The sequence below is a fragment of the Mesorhizobium sp. P2_E10 genome (genome assembly GCF_056404235.1).
On record NZ_JBFUEK010000005.1, the window covers coordinates 409,200 to 426,429 of the forward strand.

Annotated in this window: 13 protein-coding genes; 3 read left to right on the forward strand and 10 right to left on the reverse strand. The window is 64.5% G+C overall.

All coding sequences use genetic code 11. From position 1 onward, the window contains the following. Window positions 1-2 precede the first annotated feature (2 nt). Genes AC1D0N_RS16760 through AC1D0N_RS16770 form a run of 3 tightly spaced genes read left to right on the forward strand, consistent with a single transcriptional unit; the run spans window position 3 to window position 3,032 of the window. A complete protein-coding gene (locus AC1D0N_RS16760; protein ID WP_477245727.1) occupies window positions 3-1,019 on the forward strand; it encodes an SIS domain-containing protein in 1,017 nt (338 codons plus the stop codon). Beyond that, the gene (locus AC1D0N_RS16765) at window positions 1,019-1,957 is read left to right on the forward strand and encodes a PfkB family carbohydrate kinase (RefSeq protein ID WP_477245729.1); all 939 of its coding nucleotides are present in this window, start codon (window positions 1,019-1,021) and stop codon (window positions 1,955-1,957) included. The genes AC1D0N_RS16760 and AC1D0N_RS16765 overlap by 1 nt, the downstream gene beginning before the upstream one ends. Then, a complete protein-coding gene (locus AC1D0N_RS16770; protein WP_477245730.1) occupies window positions 1,944-3,032 on the forward strand; it encodes an ABC transporter ATP-binding protein in 1,089 nt (362 codons plus the stop codon). Before AC1D0N_RS16765 ends, AC1D0N_RS16770 begins: the two co-directional genes overlap by 14 nt. A gap of 57 nt (window positions 3,033-3,089) precedes the next feature. Here the strand turns inward: AC1D0N_RS16770 and amaB are convergent, their stop codons facing one another. The 10 genes from amaB to AC1D0N_RS16820 form a co-directional block, all read right to left on the reverse strand. Continuing rightward, on the reverse strand, window positions 3,090-4,601 hold the full coding sequence (gene amaB / locus AC1D0N_RS16775) for an L-piperidine-6-carboxylate dehydrogenase (protein WP_477245732.1): 1,512 nt from the start codon (window positions 4,599-4,601) through the stop codon (window positions 3,090-3,092). A 183-nt stretch (window positions 4,602-4,784) separates the two neighbouring features. Next, a complete protein-coding gene (locus tag AC1D0N_RS16780) occupies window positions 4,785-6,059 on the reverse strand; it encodes an RNA polymerase sigma factor (protein ID WP_477245734.1) in 1,275 nt (424 codons plus the stop codon). Next, window positions 6,056-6,430, reverse strand: coding sequence for a YciI family protein (locus AC1D0N_RS16785; protein WP_477245736.1), 375 nt, complete (start codon window positions 6,428-6,430; stop codon window positions 6,056-6,058). The genes AC1D0N_RS16780 and AC1D0N_RS16785 overlap by 4 nt, the downstream gene beginning before the upstream one ends. An 85-nt stretch (window positions 6,431-6,515) precedes the next feature. Continuing rightward, window positions 6,516-7,622, reverse strand: coding sequence for a DNA topoisomerase IB (locus AC1D0N_RS16790; protein ID WP_477245738.1), 1,107 nt, complete (start codon window positions 7,620-7,622; stop codon window positions 6,516-6,518). Window positions 7,623-7,686: 64 nt separating this feature from the next. Next, entirely contained in the window at window positions 7,687-8,451 is a 765-nt protein-coding gene (locus AC1D0N_RS16795) for a glycosyltransferase family protein (RefSeq protein WP_477245740.1), read from the reverse strand. Beyond that, on the reverse strand, window positions 8,448-9,404 hold the full coding sequence (locus AC1D0N_RS16800) for a glycosyltransferase family 2 protein (protein WP_477245742.1): 957 nt from the start codon (window positions 9,402-9,404) through the stop codon (window positions 8,448-8,450). Before AC1D0N_RS16800 ends, AC1D0N_RS16795 begins: the two co-directional genes overlap by 4 nt. Then, window positions 9,319-10,254, reverse strand: coding sequence for a glycosyltransferase family 2 protein (locus AC1D0N_RS16805; protein WP_477245744.1), 936 nt, complete (start codon window positions 10,252-10,254; stop codon window positions 9,319-9,321). The genes AC1D0N_RS16800 and AC1D0N_RS16805 overlap by 86 nt, the downstream gene beginning before the upstream one ends. A gap of 129 nt (window positions 10,255-10,383) precedes the next feature. Then, window positions 10,384-11,268, reverse strand: coding sequence for a transglutaminase family protein (locus AC1D0N_RS16810; RefSeq protein ID WP_477245746.1), 885 nt, complete (start codon window positions 11,266-11,268; stop codon window positions 10,384-10,386). Between the two features lie 8 nt (window positions 11,269-11,276). Next, window positions 11,277-13,688: a circularly permuted type 2 ATP-grasp protein gene (locus tag AC1D0N_RS16815; RefSeq protein WP_477245748.1), complete on the reverse strand. Its 2,412-nt coding sequence runs from the start codon at window positions 13,686-13,688 to the stop codon at window positions 11,277-11,279. A gap of 6 nt (window positions 13,689-13,694) precedes the next feature. Continuing rightward, complete coding sequence (locus tag AC1D0N_RS16820; protein WP_477245750.1) at window positions 13,695-17,054, reverse strand: transglutaminase family protein; 3,360 nt, start codon at window positions 17,052-17,054, stop codon at window positions 13,695-13,697. Between the last annotated feature and the right edge of the window lie 176 nt (window positions 17,055-17,230).

Here is a 17,230-nt window from a genome sequence, read left to right on the forward strand (position 1 = left end):
CGATGACTGTACAAAAACCGCGGCCTTCCGGGCTCGCTGCGATCGACCGCGAAATGGCGCGCCAGCATACGGATGCGATCGCGTCTTTCCAGGACAACGCGGTAATGGCGACCAAAATCGCCACCTCGATACGACGGACCGGCCGCCTGCTTCTGCTCGGCATGGGCGGCTCGCATGCCGTGGGACGCGCCGTCGAACCGCTCTATCGCGCCCATGGCGTCGAGGCCATCGCGTTGCCACTGTCCGAGCAGCTTGGCCAGCCGTTGCCGCTCACCGGCAGGACCGTGCTCGTCACCTCCCAGTCCGGCGAAAGCGCCGAGGTCGTGCGCTGGTTCGCGGAAGCCGGCGTTGCCTCCGACGCGTTCGGCCTGACGCTGGAGAGCGCCTCATTCCTCGCCAGAACGGTGCCCTGCCTGGTTGGCGCCGGCGGCACCGAGCTGGCCTTCGCCGCGACCCGCAGCCTGACTGTCAGCTTTGCTCTGCATCTCGCGATCCTGGCGGCGCTCGGCGACGACCCGGCGGCGGCACTCGGCGCGCTCGACGCTCCCGAGACCGCCGACATCGGTGACGCGCTTGCAGCCCTCGACAAGGTGACGACTGTCGTCACCTCCGGCCGCCGGCTGCAAGGTCTTGCCGAAGCGCTGGCGCTCGGCCTCACCGAACTGTCGCGATTGCCGTGCTTTTCTCTCGAAGGTGGCCAGCTCCGTCACGGTCCGATGGAGATGCTTGGCCCGCAGACCGGAATCATCCTGTTTCGCGGCAGCGACCCGACGGCGGAGCTGGTCGCCGCCATGGCCAGGTCCGTGGTCGAGGCCGGCGCACCACTCGTCATCTTCGATTCCTCAGGGCAAGCGCCGGTTGCCGGCGCCGTCACGCTTTCGTTCAAGCCGGCCTCCGGCCTGGCGGCGATCTTTGCCATGCTGCCGGTGGCGCAACTGCTGATGATCGCCTTTGCCGACGCCCGCGTCGACAATGCCGGTACGCCGGTTCGTTCCACCAAGATCACCCGGAGCGAATGATGCGGCCGCTTGCAGTGATCGGCAACGTCAATGTCGACCTGATTGTCGGCCCGGTCGCGCCGTGGCCTGCGGCGGGCACGGAAACCGTCGTCGACCATGACGAGTTGCGCGTCGGTGGGCAGGCGGGAAACACCGGCCTCGCCTGGATGGCGCTCGGTGTCGACTTCGAGATCGCCGCCAATGTCGGCGACGACCAGTTCGGCCGTTGGTTGCGCGAGGCCTTCGGCAGCCGGGCGCAGAAATGGCCGGTGCGCCCGGAAGGCACGACGCTGTCGGTCGGCATGACCCACCCCGACGGTGAGCGCACCTTCTTCACCACGCGCGGCCACTTGCCGCGCTTCAGCCTTGCCGATGTGTTCGCCGTGCTCGACGGCAAGCGGCTCTCCGGCGGCTACGCGCTGTTGTGCGGCTCCTTCCTCACCGATGATCTGACCGGTGACTACGACGCGTTTTTCGACTGGGCGGACGAGCACGACATTGCCGTCGCGCTCGACACCGGCTGGCCGATGGCGGGCTGGACGGCGACGAACTGCGCCGCCGCGCGCGCATGGCTGTCGCGCTGCGATCTCGCGCTTTTCAATGAGGTCGAGACGCTGACCCTGGCGGGGCTTGAAAGCCCTGTCGACGCGGCACGCGAGATGAGGTCCAGCATGAAGAAAGGCGCCACCGTCGTCGTCAAGCGCGGCCCGGATGGCGCGCTCGCCATCGGCTCCGACGGTGCCCTGGTCGAGGCGCCGGCGCCAAACGTGAAAGTCGTCGACACGATCGGCGCCGGCGATGTCTTCAACGCTGCCTTCCTCGCCGCACTGGCGCAGGACCAGCCGCTGAGTTCCTGCCTGTCGGCCGCCACGCATGTGGCGTCCCGTGCGATATCCACTCTGCCCCGCAACTATGGCGGGCCCATGCAATTCGAGGACGCCGTCCATGAGCGCGCTTGAAATCCGCAATATCCGCAAAAGCTACGGCGCCGTCGAAACGCTGAAAGGCATCGACATCGCGCTGGAGAGCGGCGAATTCCTGGTGCTGCTCGGTTCGTCGGGCTGCGGAAAGTCGACGCTGCTCAACATCATCGCCGGGCTGGCCGAGGCGACCAGCGGCGATGTGCTGATCGGCGGCCGCTCGGTGCTTGGCGTCCATCCCAAGAACCGCGACATCGCTATGGTCTTCCAGTCCTACGCGCTCTATCCGAACCTGACTGTTCACCGCAACATCGGCTTCGGCCTGGAGATGCGCAAGGTCCCAGCCGTCGAGCGCGACAAGACGGTGCGCGAAGCCGCAAAACTGCTGCAGATCGAAGCCCTGCTCGACCGCAAGCCGAGCCAGCTGTCCGGTGGCCAGCGCCAGCGCGTCGCCATCGGCCGGGCACTGGTGCGCAAGCCGCAGGTCTTTCTGTTCGACGAGCCGCTCTCCAACCTCGATGCCAAGCTGCGCCTCGAAATGCGCACCGAGCTCAAGCGCCTGCACCAGCTCCTGCAGACCACCGTCGTCTATGTCACCCATGACCAGATCGAGGCGATGACGCTGGCAACGCGGATTGCCGTGATGCGCGACGGCAGGATCGAACAGCTCGGCACGCCCGAGGACATCTACAATTATCCGGCGACGCTCTACGTCGCCGGTTTCGTCGGCGCGCCGTCGATGAACATGCTGCAGGCGGTGGTCGAGAACGGAACGCTGGCCATTGCCGGCTCGGCTGTGCGATTGCCCTTGCCTGCCCGTTTCAGAAACGCGGTAAAGGATGGCGCACAGGTCGTTGTCGGGATCAGGCCCGAGGCGCTTCGCCTCGCCACCGGCGCGGCAACGGAATTGTCTTTGCCGGTAGAAATCGACGTCGTCGAGCTGACCGGCCCAGAACTGGTCACCACCGCCCGGATCGGCACGCAAAGGCTGACGGCCTGCCTGCCGCCACGCGCCCGCGTCGCCAAGGGCGAACCATGCGCGTTCGCCTTCGACGAGGAGACCTTGCGCCTCTTCGACCCCACGACCGGCAAGGCCTTTGACGCCGTGCCATAGAAACGAAAACGGGCAACGCCTCACGGCGCTGCCCGAATGCTATTTCCAACGAATTCCTCAGTCGATGTCGAAGGACACGCCCTGCGCCAACGGCAGCGCCTTGGAATAGTTCACCGTGTTGGTGGCACGGCGCATATAGGCCTTCCACGCATCGGAACCACTCTCGCGACCGCCGCCGGTTTCCTTCTCGCCGCCAAACGCGCCACCGATCTCGGCGCCCGACGTGCCGATATTGACGTTAGCGATGCCGCAGTCCGAACCGTCGACGCCGAGGAAGCGCTCGGATTCCTGCAGGTCGCGGGTGAAGATCGACGACGACAGGCCGGCGCCAACCGCATTGTGCTCGTCGAGCACGGTGTCGAAGTCGGAATACTTCATCACATAGAGGATCGGCGCAAAGGTCTCTTCGGTGACAGGAGCCACCTGCTTCGGCATTTCGACCAGCGCCGGATGCACGTAATAGGCATCGGGATGGCCGTTCTCGACCCGCGAGCCGCCGGTCAGCTTGCCGCCGTGAGCGGTGGCTTCCTTGAGCGCTTTCTGCATGGCGTCGAAGGCAGCCTTGTCGATCAGCGGACCGACCAGCGACGACGTCTCCAGCGGATTGCCGACCGAAACGCTCTCATAGGCCTTCTTCAAGCGCGGCAGCAAAGCATCATAGACGCTGTCATGCACGAACAGGCGCCGCAGCGTCGTGCAGCGCTGTCCCGCCGTGCCCATGGCGCCGAAGGCGATGGCGCGCAAGGCCATGTCGAGATCGGCCGTGGGGCAGACAATGCCGGCATTGTTGCCGCCGAGTTCCAGCACGGCGCGGGCAAAGCGCTTGGCCAGCCGCGGACCGACGTCCCGGCCCATGCGGGTCGAGCCGGTGGCCGAAACCAGCGCCACCTTCGGGTGGTCGACCAGGATTTCGCCGATGGCGCGGTCGCCGATCAGCACCGGCGCCAGCCCTTCCGGGGCATCGCCGAAACGCTCTGCCGCGCGCTTGAAGATCGCCTCGCAGGCAAGCGCTGTCAGCGGCGTCTTTTCCGACGGCTTCCACACCACGGCGTCGCCGCAGACCAGCGCAAGTGCTGCGTTCCACGACCAGACCGCAACCGGGAAGTTGAAGGCCGAGATGACGCCGACGACGCCCAGCGGGTGCCAGGTTTCCATCATGCGATGTCCCGGACGTTCGGTGGCGATGGTCAGGCCGTACAATTGCCGGGAAAGGCCGACGGCGAAATCGCAGATGTCGATCATTTCCTGCACTTCACCAAGGCCTTCGGACGGGATCTTGCCGACCTCAATCGACACCAGCCGGCCAAGCTCGGCCTTGTGCGCGCGCAGTTCCTCGCCGAGCAACCGCACCAGTTCGCCGCGTCTCGGGCCAGGCACCATCCGCCAGGTCTGGAAGGCCTTGTGGGCGGCTTCGATGGTCTTTGCCGCATCGGCCGGTGAGATCGTCTTCAGCGCCGCAATCTGCTCGCCCGTTACCGGGCTGCGCACGATGAGATCGCCGCCGACAAGCGCGCCCTTGGCGACGCCCAGTTTCGCCAGAAGCTCAGTCGTTTCCTTCGCTATCGTCATTTTTGTTCCTTTCAGAGTCCGCCGCTTATTGGCTGGCGGCTCAAGCCTTGCGTCATGCCTTCCTGGTGCCATCTGGCACAGGAGGCGCTGTCATGGCGTGCCATTACCTGTTTCAGGGAAAAATCGCCACCCCGGCATGGTCCAAGCCGGGGTTAGACCGTTGAACCAGACGGATGAACAGGATCAGAGGGCCGCCTTGGTGACGCCCTTTGCGGCGCCGTCCTTCATCAAGCGATCGATATGCATGCGGATATGGGCCGCTTCCGCAGCCGTGTTGGCCAGTGCGATGGCACGGTCGAAGGCGACGCGCGCCTCCTCGCCGCGGCCAAGCTGCATCAAGAGGCCGCCCTTGAGGCCGAAGAAGTGGAAATAACCGGAGAGCCTGGATTCCAGCGGCTCGATCATGGCAAGCGCCGCTTCCGGGCCGCGCACCTTGGCAACGGCGACCGCGCGGTTGAGGGTGATCACCGGCGACGGCTGCATCTGTTCGAGCAGGCTGTAGAGCAGATCGATTTCAACCCAGTCGGTATCCTCGGCCCGTTCCGCCCGCGCATGCAGCGCCGCGACCGCCGCCTGCACCTGGTAGGGTCCGGGCCTCTGGTGGCGCAATGCCTTATCGACCAGCGCCAGGCCCTCGTCGATCATCTTGCGGCTCCACAGGCTGCGGTCCTGGTCCTCGAGCAGCACGATCTCGCCGTTCTCGTCGAAACGCGCCGGCGCCCGCGCATGCTGCAGCAGCAGCAGCGCCGTCAGGCCCATGATCTCCGGCTCGGTCTGGAACAGCCTGAGCAGCAGCCGGGCCAGCCGGATCGCCTCTTCGCAGAGCGGCGCGCGCGCCGGTGCTTCACCGCTGTTAGTCGAATAGCCTTCGTTGAAGATCAGATAGACCATGGCCGCGACAGCAGCGAGCCGCTCCGAACGCTCGACCGCGCCCGGTGTCTCGAACGGCACGCCGGCGTCGGCAATGCGCGCCTTGGCGCGGGTGATGCGCTGCTCCATGGCGCTTTCGCCGACAAGGAAGGCGCGGGCGATCTGCTTGACGGTCAGGCCGGAGACGATACGCAACGCCACCGCAATCTGCTGTGTCGGCGGCAGGTCTGGATGACAGCAGATAAACAACAGCCGCAAGATGTCGTCGCGGTAGTGCGCTCCGTCCAGCCGCTCGGCGATATCGCTCTCGGCATCCTCAAGGTCGGAAATCTGATCCTCCTCCGGCAGCGGCGCCTGTTTGGCCCGCTTGCGCACCGCGTCGATGCCGCTGTTGCGGCCGACAAAGATCAGCCAGGCTGCCGGATCGCGCGGCGGACCGTTTTTCGGCCAGTTGTTCAGCGCTCTCAGGCAAGCGTCCTGGAATGCTTCCTCCGCCGCATCGAGATCGCGGAAGTAGCGCAGCAGCGCGCCCATCGCCTGCGGACGGGCGGTGCTGATCGCCGTGCTGATCCAGGCGAGCTCGGTCATACGGGAACTCTTGCGGGGTTGAAGAGGGAAACCGGCCGGATCTCGTAGGAGCCGCCGCTTGGGTTGACCTCGGAAAGCTCACGCGCGAACTCGACCGCCTCGTCGAGATCGGCGCATTCGAGCGTGTAGAAGCCGAGGAACTGTTCCTTGGTCTCGGCGAACGGGCCGTCGATGACCACCGACTCGCCCTTGACCCTTCGTAGCGTTGTCGCCGCCGTCGTCGGCAGCAGGCGCGCCACCGGGCCAAGACGGCCGGCCTTGGCGTATCTTTCCTGGACGTCGAGCAGATTGGCCATGACCTCGTCGTCCTGCGCCTTGCTCCAAGAGCAGACGACATCTTCGGAGGCGTAGCAGAGGATAGCGTAGAGCATGGCACGTCCTTTTCTCTGTCAAAGGACGAAACAGTAGGACCGATCCCGACATGGCGTCGATAAAAAAATTGCGCCTGACCTGGCGTCAACCAGCCACCGCCTTGAGCCATCTCAAAACGAGGGCTTCCTCGTCGTCGAGACCGTCTATCGATCGTTTGCGCCTGTTGGCCTCCGCCATTTCACCGAGCAGCCTTTTTCCAGACCAGGCATCGAAGACTTGCGGATGGATGTAGCATTTGCGGCAGACGGCGCGCGTGTTGCCCAGCCGCGCGGCGACCTTGTCGATGACCCCGTTGATCACCCTTTTCGACTGCACCTGGCTGTCGGGACGCTCGGTCTGCGCAAACAGCGACGCGGCTTGGATGGTGCCGCCCCAGGTGCGGAAATGCTTGGAGCTGAAATCGGCGCCTGCTGCTTCGCGGATGTAGCGGTTGACATCGTCGGAATGGACCGGCCGCCTGTTGCCGTCCTCGTCGACATACTGGAACAGTTTCTGGCCGGGCAGCTCCTGCGCCCCACGCACGATCTTGGCGATGCGGCGATCGGTGAGCTTCAGCCGCCATTCCTTGCCGGACTTGCCCTTGAAGGCGAAACGCAGGCTCGATCCCTTGATATCGACATGTCGGTCGCGCAGCGTGGTCAGCCCAAAGCTCTTGTTGTCGCGCGCATAGGCGGCATTGCCGACGCGGATCATGGCGTTGTCGAGCAGCCAGACGATCGCCGCCACCACGCGCTCCAGCGGCAGGCCGTGACGGCGCAGATCGGCATCGATCTGGTTGCGCAGGGCCGGCAGTGCCTCGGCAAAGGCAATCAGGTTAGAATATTTGGCGCCGTCGCGCTCTTCCGCCCATTGTGGGTGGTAGCGATACTGCTTGCGTCCGCGCTGATCCCTGCCAGTAGCCTGGATGTGACCGTCGGCATCGGGCGAAATCCAGACATCCGTCCAGGCCGGCGGAATGGCGAGCGCCTTGATGCGCGCACGCGTGCCATTGGAGACTGCCCGCCCGTTTGGCCCCTTGTAGGAGAATCCCTTGCCTGTCTTCAGCCGGCGAATACCGGGCTCGGTATCGCTGACATAAGTAAGAAAGGCTCGCTCGGCGGAAGCCTGGGCGCCATTCGTCAGCGCACCATTCTTTGGGGCAAGCCCCTCGGCTGCCGATGAGCCGGATGGCGACGCGCATTTGTCCAGCATGTCCTCTCCACGGAATTTTTCCCGTAGATAAGCTGCGGAACCGGCAGCTGGTTCCACCGAGCTCCTATGGAATGTCGTCTGGTCCACCAACGGCGGTACCAGCCGGCACGTCGGCCATCCAGAGGCCGCCATCATCGACGTGCAGCGGGCGATAGTCGCGCCCGGGCGGAATCTGTTCGAACACGGCCCCTGCCTCGTCCGCAAGGTAGTCATAGCCCACCTCCTGCAGGAGATGGTTCGGATCGAGGTGGTCATAGAGGTTGCGGCGAGCGATCCGCCGCTTCGGCTCTATCATCTCCAGATGATAGAGGTTGAGCCCGCTTTTGCGGGCCTTGAAACCGAGATCGGGAGGATACCAGAGCCCATGCAGGTCCTCTGGTCGGTATTTCGCCGGATCGTAGGCCCTGAACAGACGATACTGGAACTTTTCGGCCCACAGGCCGTCAACCCGGTACTCGGTCGGCGAATACAATTCGCGGAGGCGGAACCCCCAGGCCATGCGCCGGTAGTCGCCCATTAATTGTCCAATCCGCTCCGCGGCACCGCGTTCCAACCGCTCATCGGGATCGATAGCCAGGATCCAGTCGGCGTCGGCGTTCTTCGCTGCTTCGAGCAATATCTGCCGCCGCTGAGGCTCACTGCTGAACACGCCGGTCGCCCCACGATCATCATAGGCAATCCAGCCGTCGACGACCGGATCGACATTGGCGATCAGATCGGCAACCAGATGCGCGTCATAGCGATAGCTGAAAACTGCGATCGTTCTCTGCCGCGTCCAGAACAGTCGGCTCCGTCGCCAGCGGCGAGGTTTGATCTGGCTCGTTATCATTTTCTTGTCGCCGCTTTCATGCGATTCCGCACGCCGGCACAGACGCCCATGGACTTGACCAGCAGGGCAAGCCAGACAATTGGCAGCGACATCATCGCGAAGGTTAGATCCCGTCCGGAAAGCCCGATCTTTGCCAGCTTGCGGGCATTGCGCCGGTCGCGAAAAGTGTCGCGAAAACCCCGAAACGAAGTGCTCGGGGTGGACGCTGCAAGGTAATCGCCGCGGCGATAGCCGCGCCTGTACTGATCGGCAAGCAATCTGGACAGCCGGGTTTCGTTGCGATGAACCGTTTTCACCTCCGGCTCCCAAACCGGCTGCAGTTCCTGCGGCAGCCGCCCCAGGAATTCGGTGTCTTCGGCAGCAGGCATGATTTCATCGAACAAGCCATATTCATCGAACAGCCGGCGATCGAACGATACGCCGTAACGCAGCGCACGATCCGCCGGCAGACCGGGAAGCCGTCGCATGAACATGATCAGATGAGCTGCACAGGCAATCAGATTGCGCGGATGGCTGTTCACCATTGCGCTCGCCACAGCGCGATCGCCGGCCAGATGCCGCTGCATCCGTGCCTCGGCCCAGCCCGGACAGGCGAGGCAATCATCGGCAAGAAAGGCAACGAATGGCGCCCGCGTCGCAGTGATGCCGAGATTGCGAGCCGCACCAACAAACAGCCTTCGACTGACCTCGATCACTGGCACTTTGACCCCGACGCCAGACAGCAGCGCCAGCACGTCCCCTCCACCCGAGTTGACCACAATGATCTCAAGGGGCGCATTCTGATCAAGCAGGGATATCACCGCCTCGACGATTTGAGCCGGCGCGCGGTAGCCAATGACAATGACCGCAAGCTTCGGCGGGTCCGTGTCAGGCACGTTGCAACTGGGCATGCGGAGGGAAAAAACGACGGCGCACCGCAAGCTTGAACTGGTAGCGCATGCAGCGCCAGGCATCCGAGGCACCTTTCGGCGCCGCCATGGCCACGTTCAGGAACCGCGCCGCTGTGTTCAGATCGCCGCGCGCATAGTGGACGCGGGCGATCTTGAGCGCGACCATGCCTTCCCTGACCTTCAGCGTCGACTTCGGAATGCCGCAGTCCGTCAGTTTGCGCAGTTCAAGATGCCAGTCGAGGAAGCGTTGCGCCGGCTTGATCGCGAAACGGTCGTCGGAGCGCTCCGCCGACACGACGTAAATCATCACAGGTCGTGAAATGACGGCAAGCGACGCCCTGCTCATCAGCCGTACCCAGAACAATGTGTCCTCGTCATAGGCGAGCCCGGTCGGGAACCTGGTGTCTCCGATCACGCTGCGTGACACCAGCACGCTGCCCACGGCAATGGAGCGTATGTGACCTTTCAGATAGGCCGAAGCATTGGCGGCACCGTTGGCCGTATAGCCGCTCGGAACCTTGACATGCCTATCGTCGCCATCAGTCCGTCGGCGGTAGGCACCGACCACCATATCGGCCGGCGGCTGGGAATTAGCGCGCAAGATCAGAGACCGCAGCCCGCCTTCCAGATGCAGGTCGTCAGCGTCGATCATGTATATCCAGGAACATCGCGCCTGCGCCAACGCCAGATTGCGGGCACCGCCGGCATCACGGCAGTTGCCCGCGAGCACGCGCAACGGCAATGACACTTGCGACGCGGCGTCCCGCGCGACGGCTGCCGTACCATCCGACGACGAATCGTCGACCAGCAGAACCTCGCCGATAAGGTCAGCCTCGGAGCGAAGTGAGGCCAGCGTAGCGGCGATGGTTGCCGCAGCATTGTGGGCCGGAATGACAACGCTGACTGCTTTCAATGATAGCTCCACACCGGCGCATTTCACGCGTGCAGACGGTTCCCCTCAAATTCGCCCAGGATAACCGCCGCATCCGAGTTTGAGAAGCAGTCTTTGCCCGCCTGGGCTGCCCCCGCACACTCGCCGCCATCATGCCTTCTCGAGCGCCACCGGAATGACGTCCACTGCCTGGTCGCCGACCTGTCCGCCGGTGGTTTTCAGAACACCGACGATCGGCGCCACATCCGAGTAGTCGCGGCCATAGCCGACGGTGATGTGGTCGTTGCTTGCCCGCATGCCATTGGTCGGGTCGAACTCCTGCCAGCCGGCATCACGTCCGCACCACACCTTGACCCAGGCATGCATGGCGTCGGCGCCTTCGAGCCGAGGCTTGCCCTTCGGCGGGATGGTGCGCAGGAAGCCGCTGACATAGCCGGCCGGAATGCCGAGGCCGCGCAGGCCGGCGATCATGATGTGCGAAAAATCCTGGCAGACGCCGCGTTTGAGTTTGAAAGCGTCGCTGGCTTTGGTGCGGACGGTCGTCGCCTTGCCGTCATAGGTGAAATCGCGGCGAATGCGGTTGCACAGATCCACGGCCGTACCGATGATCGAGCCGCCGACGCTCCCTTGCGCATAGGCGGTGATCGCCGCGTCAATGCCGGCATGATCGCTGGCCGCCAGGAAATGGTGCGGTGTGTCAGGCGACAACGACCGCACTGCGGCAAGTTCGGCCCGCAGCCGGGCAATGTCGGGCGACACATCGAGCCCGGGCTCCGGCCGCGCCACCGCCACGCGCGCACTCATCCTTATGTCGAGCGCGTCATGGGCGTCGCGAAAGGCGATCGCGGTGACGTTGTTGCCAAAGAAATCGGAAAAGTCCGAACGCTCGCTCGGCGCCGGCGCAAACGACAGCGAAGCGGCGATCACCCGCTGCACGCCTGGTATCGTCGGCGGCAAGACACGCACCTGATGGCGGCCGCCGCCGGCCGCAGCGTCATAGTCGTAGCGCAGATGGAGCCTGATGTCGTAGAGCATGCCCGCTTTTACCCGAAATAGGCTTTGGCGAGGCTGTTGTAGAGGCCGCCGATCTCACTGGCGAGATCGTCCAGGGCCATCGCCGTCATATCCGAAGGCTCCTTGATGGCGATCGCGGTGTTCAGCTGCAGGATCTCCTTGGCTGCGAGCGACATATGCCCCTCGCCGCCAATAGAAGGCAGCAGCCCGATTTCGGCCTTCAGCCTTTCGAGCTGGAACAAAATGGAGCGCGGATTGAGCGGATCGAGCACCAAGAGGTCGATCACCGTGCGTCGGCCCGCCTGCACCGGATACTGCCGCCGGTGGGTCATGACGCTGTCGCCGATCTCCAGCATCATGTCGAGCGCGCCGTCCGGCGCCTTGGGATTGGTCAGCCGGGCCAGCGTGCGGGCGATCTGGATGCCGCGTTCCAGCCGCCGGCCGATCTCCAGGAAACGCCAGCCGGTGAAACGGTACATGTTCTCATGCAGCAGGCCGGAAAATCCGGCGAGCTTGCGCAGCAGCACCGTCATCGCCCGGGTCGCGTCATCGCCAGGCGCCACCGTCGTCGCGAACTGATGCACGGTCTTCGACAGATCCTTCAGCGCCAGCCAGCCATCGGGCGAAAACCGGTCGCGGATTTGCCCGGCGCTGTAGACGGCGCTGTCCAGCGTGCCGATCAATCCGGATGGGATTGCCGAATCGACGTCGATGCCGAAGGGCTCGAGATAATCCTTGATATCGGCCAGCAGCGGCATGTCGGGGTCCGACGTCTCGGCCAGACGGACGTGATAGGCGCGCAGGATGCGCACCGTGTCTTCCGAGCGCTCGATATAGCGGCCAAGCCAGGTCAGGTTTTCCGCCGCGCGGCTGGGCAGGCTGCCCGGCATGCTGCGGGTAAAACTGTCATGCTCCTGCGGCAGCAGCGTCTCACGCTCCACCGGTTTGTCGCTGACCACCCAGACATCCGCCGCCTGGCCGCCGCGCTGCATGGCGATGGCGGTCGGGTCGAGCGAAAAGCCGACGCGGGCAAAACCGCCTGGCATCACCGTCCAGCCTTCCGGGGTTCGCGCCAGATAGACGCGCAGGCTTGCTGGGCGCGGCTCCAGCCATCCGCCGACATAGACCGGCGTCGTCGACAGCGTCACCGCTTCCTGGCCGACGAAATCGCCGCCGGCCTGTTCGATGCGCGCCACCAACTCCGCCCGCTCCCCTGCGGACAGGGCCGAGCCAAGCTTGGTCTGGTCGTCATCCTCGAAGGCCAGCCGCGTCGACAGCGCCGGGCCGATCACCATGCGATCGATATTGGCAAGCACATGGGCCCGTTCGGTTGCCTGCCCGCACCACCAGGTGGCGACGCTTGGCAGCAGCAGCTCCTCGCCCCGCAACTCACGCGAAATCTTCGGCAGGAAGGCGAGCAGGGCGCGCGTTTCCATCAGGCCGGAGCCCAGCGCATTGACCGTTGAAACAGCGCCTCGGCGGATCGCCTCGACCAGGCCCGGCGTGCCGATCTGCGAATCCGAGCGCAGTTCAAGTGGATCGGCGAAAGCGGCGTCGAGCCGCCGCCATAGCACGCTGACCGGCTTCAGGCCGGAAACGGTGCGCACCATCAGGCGGCCGCCGGAGACGGTCAGATCCTCACCTTCAAGCAGCATGATGCCGAGATAGCGGGCGATATAGGCATGCTCGTAGTAGGTTTCGTTGAGCGGTCCCGGCGTCAGGATGGCGACGCGGCCGTCGGTTTCCTTGGCCATGCCGATCAGCGCGTCGCGGAAACGGCGGAAGAAGCCGGCAAGGCGATGCACATGCATCTCGCCATAGATATCGGACAGCGCGCGCGTGGTGGCGACGCGATTTTCCAGCGCAAAGCCGGCGCCCGACGGCGCCTGCGTGCGGTCGCCAAGCACCCACCACTGGCCGTCCGGGCCACGGCCGAGCTCGAAGGCGCAGAAATGCAGGAAATGGCCGCCTGCCGGCCTGGTGCCGACGACCGGCCGCAAATATTCCGGGCTCGCCGCAATCAGTCCCGCCGGCAGGATGCCTTTCTCGATCAGCCGGTTCGGCCCGTAAATGTCGGCGATGGTTTCCTCGAACAGCTCGGCGCGCTGGACGAGGCCGGCGCTGATGTCAGCCCATTCCTTGTCCTCGATCAGCAGGGGAACATGCGCCAGCGGCCATTCCCGCTCGTTGGCGCCGGCCTTGTCGTAGACGCGGTAGTAGACACCGGCATCGCGCAGATACTGGTCGGCACGAGCAAAGCGCTGGGCGAGCTTTTCGGGCCCGAGTTCTTCCAGCGCCTCGATGAAGTTCTTCCAGACCGGGCGGGGATTGCCCGAGGCGTCGACCATCTCGTCGACGACGCCGTCAATCGGCTGGTAGTGCTCCAGCAGACTGTGGGTTTGCGGCTTGCCGCCGACCCTCTTGTGATTCCCCTTTGCCATCGCTGATCAGAGTCTGGCAGGGCGGCGCAGGTCAAGGGTCATCGGAAAGTCTTCAGCAGCTTCTTCATTGCGCAGCACGTAACCGGACGGCGTATGGCCGCGCGGCTCGAAGCGGGCGAGCCTTCTTGCTTCCGCTTCGTTGCCGTTGACCGGGAAAGTGTCGTAGCTGCGCCCGCCGGGATGCGCGACATGGTAGACGCAGCCGCCGACCGCCCTGCCCGACCAGCGATCATAGATGTCGAAGACCAAAGGCGTGTTGACCGGCAGTGCCGGATGCAGGCCGGATGCCGGCTGCCAGGCCTTGAAGCGGACGCCCGCCACGGCAACCTCCCGGTTGTCGGTCACCTTCATCGGCACGATGCGGCCATTGCAGACGATGGCATGACGCTCCGGGTTGAGGCCTTCGGTCTTGACCTGCAGCCGCTCGACCGAGGAATCGACGAAACGAACGGTGCCGCCGATCGCGCCTTGCTCGCCCATGACATGCCACGGTTCCAGCGCCTGGCGCAGTTCCAGCTTGATGCCGGAATACTGGACCTCGCCGCAGAACGGGAAGCGGAATTCAAGCTGCGCGTCGAACCATTCGGGTCGGAATTCAAAACCGTTCAGCTTGAGATCGTCGAGCACGTCGAGGAAATCGGCCCAGACATGATGCGGCAGCATGAAGCGGTCATGCAGCGATGTGCCCCAACGCACGAAACGGCCATCGAGCGGGTTTTTCCACGCGCGGGCGATAATGGCGCGCACCAGCAATTGCTGCGCCAACGACATGCGCGCATTGGGCGGCATCTCGAAGCCGCGAAACTCGACCAGGCCGAGACGGCCGGTCGGACCGTCGGGCGAGAACAGCTTGTCGATGCAGATTTCCGAGCGATGCGTATTGCCGGTGACGTCGGTCAACAGGTTGCGGAACAGCCGGTCGACCAGCCACGGCAAGGGTGCATTGCCTTGATCCGGATGCGGCACCTGCGCCATGGCGATCTCGAGCTCGTAGAGCGAGTCATGACGCGCCTCGTCGAAGCGCGGCGCCTGGCTGGTCGGGCCGATGAACAGGCCGGAGAACAGATAGGATAACGACGGATGCCGCTGCCATTGCAGCACCAGGCTTTTCAGCAGGTCTGGCCGGCGCAGGAACGGACTGTCATTGGGTGTGGCGCCGCCGACGACGACATGGTTGCCGCCGCCGGTGCCGGTGTGGCGACCGTCGATCATGAACTTGTCGGCGCCAAGCCGCGTCTGCCGCGCTTCCTCGTAGATTGCCGTGGTCGTCGCCACGCAATCCTGCCAGTTTGAGGCCGGGTGGATGTTGACCTCGATGACACCGGGGTCCGGCGCGACGCGGATGACGTTGAGGCGCGGATCGTGCGGCGGGCCGTAGCCTTCGATGTGCACGGGAAGGCCGATCGCCTTGGCCGCGTTTTCCGCCGCCGCGACCAGTTCGAGATAGTCCTCCAGCGCCTCGACCGGCGGCATGAACACGCAGAGCCGCCCGTCGCGCGGCTCGACGGAGAGTGCCGTGCGCACCGCGCCGCCGATTTCGGTGATCTCCTGCTCGACACGGTCCTGCTGGCCGGTCGTAGCCGTGAAGGACACTGCCTGCTGGCGGCGCGCCATTTCGTCGGCGCCTTCCAGTTCGGCCGGAGCAGCGGTAGGCAAAATCGCTTCGCGCGTGGGCAGCGGTCCGCGCGGCAGCGACGGGTCCACGGGCACGATGTAGGGGAACTGCGCCGGCGGCACATAGGGCAGCGTGCCCAGCGGCAAGCGGTAGCCGACCGGTGAATCGCCCGGCACCAGGAACAGCCGTCCGCGCCGCGTCTTCCATTTTTCCGAGCGCCAGCGTGGACCCGATGCCTGGCTGTTCCAGCGCTGCACAGGCAGCACATAGCCCGAGGGCTTGGTCAGCCCACGTTCGAACACCTTTGCCATACGGCTGCGTTCTTCGGGATCTTCCAGTTTGGAATTGGACGGATCGACATTGTCGGGCAACTTGCCTTCCTTGAGCAACCACTCCGCCGGATCCTCATAGGCCTCGCTGACCATGGTCTTCTCGATGCCGAGCTCACCGGCGATCGCTGTCAGCAGGCTCTCGGCCTGCTTCGGCCCGATATCCGCCTCGCTCTTTTCGCGCGCGATCAGCGACGGATCGCGCCACACCGGCTGACCGTCGGTGCGCCAGTAGAGCGAGAACGTCCAGCGCGGCAGGCTTTCGCCCGGATACCATTTGCCTTGCCCGTAGTGGAGAAAGCCGCCCGGCGCGAAACGCTCGCGCAGTTTGCGGATCAGCGCGTCGGCTTTTTCCCGCTTGGTCGGGCCGACGGCGGCGGTGTTCCATTCCGCCGACTCGAAATCGTCGATCGACACGAAGGTCGGCTCGCCACCCATGGTCAGCCTGACGTCGCCGGACGCAAGTGCTGCATCGACCTTGTTGCCGAGCGCATCGAGCGCCTGCCAGCTTTCGTCCGAGAATGGCTTGGTAATGCGTGGATGTTCGGAGATGCGGTCGACTCGCATCTCGAAGCCGAACTCGACATTGGCAAAACTCGCCATGCCGGAGATGGGCGCGGCGTTGCGGAAATGCGGCGTCGCCGCCAGCGGCACATGGCTCTCGCCGGTGAGCAGGCCGGAGGTCGGATCGAAACCGATCCAGCCGGCGCCCGGCAGGTAGACCTCGCACCAGGCATGCAGATCGGTGAAATCCACAGCGGTTCCGGGCGGGCCATCGAGCGCCACCAGATCGGGCTTGAGTTGGATCAGATAGCCTGAGACGAAACGCGCGGCGATGCCGAGATTGCGCAGGATCTGCACCAGCAGCCAGCTCGAATCACGGCACGAGCCTTTTTTCGCAGCCAGCGTTTCCTCCGGCGAGAAGACGCCGGTTTCCATGCGCACGATATAGGCGATCTCCCGCTGCAGCCGCGCATTGAGGTCGACGACGAAATTGACGGTGTTGGTCGCGCTGCGGTCGATGGTTTTGAGGAACGCCGATAGCAGCGGTCCCGCCGGCTCCGGCGTGCGGTAGATAGCGAGATCGTCCCTGATGTCTTCAGGGTATTCGAACGGAAATGTCTCCGCCGACGGCTCGACGAAGAAATCGAACGGATTGTAGACCGTCATGTCGGCGACGAGGTCGACTTCGATCTTCAGTTCTGTCACCGGCTCCGGAAAGACGAAACGGGCGAGGAAGTTGCCATAGGGGTCCTGCTGCAGATTGACGAAATGGTTTGCCGGCTCGACCTTCAGCGAATGGCTCAAGACCTTGGTGCGGGAATGCGGCGCCGGCTGCAGCCTGATGACCTGAGGGCCGAGGACCACCGGCCGGTCATATTTGTAGTGGGTCAGGTGGTAGATGGCTGCCAGAATTGCCATGGGGCCTCGAAAGTCGGCGTTTCAACGAATTCGCCGAACCCTGACACAAATGACGCCCATTCTCCAAGCAGAGATGTTGCGGTGCACCTAATTTAGGCTTGGGAACCGTTGATCCTGCAGCACGTCACGGCCGCTCCGAGCCCGGGCGAACCCGCCAACATTGTCGGCGGGTTCGG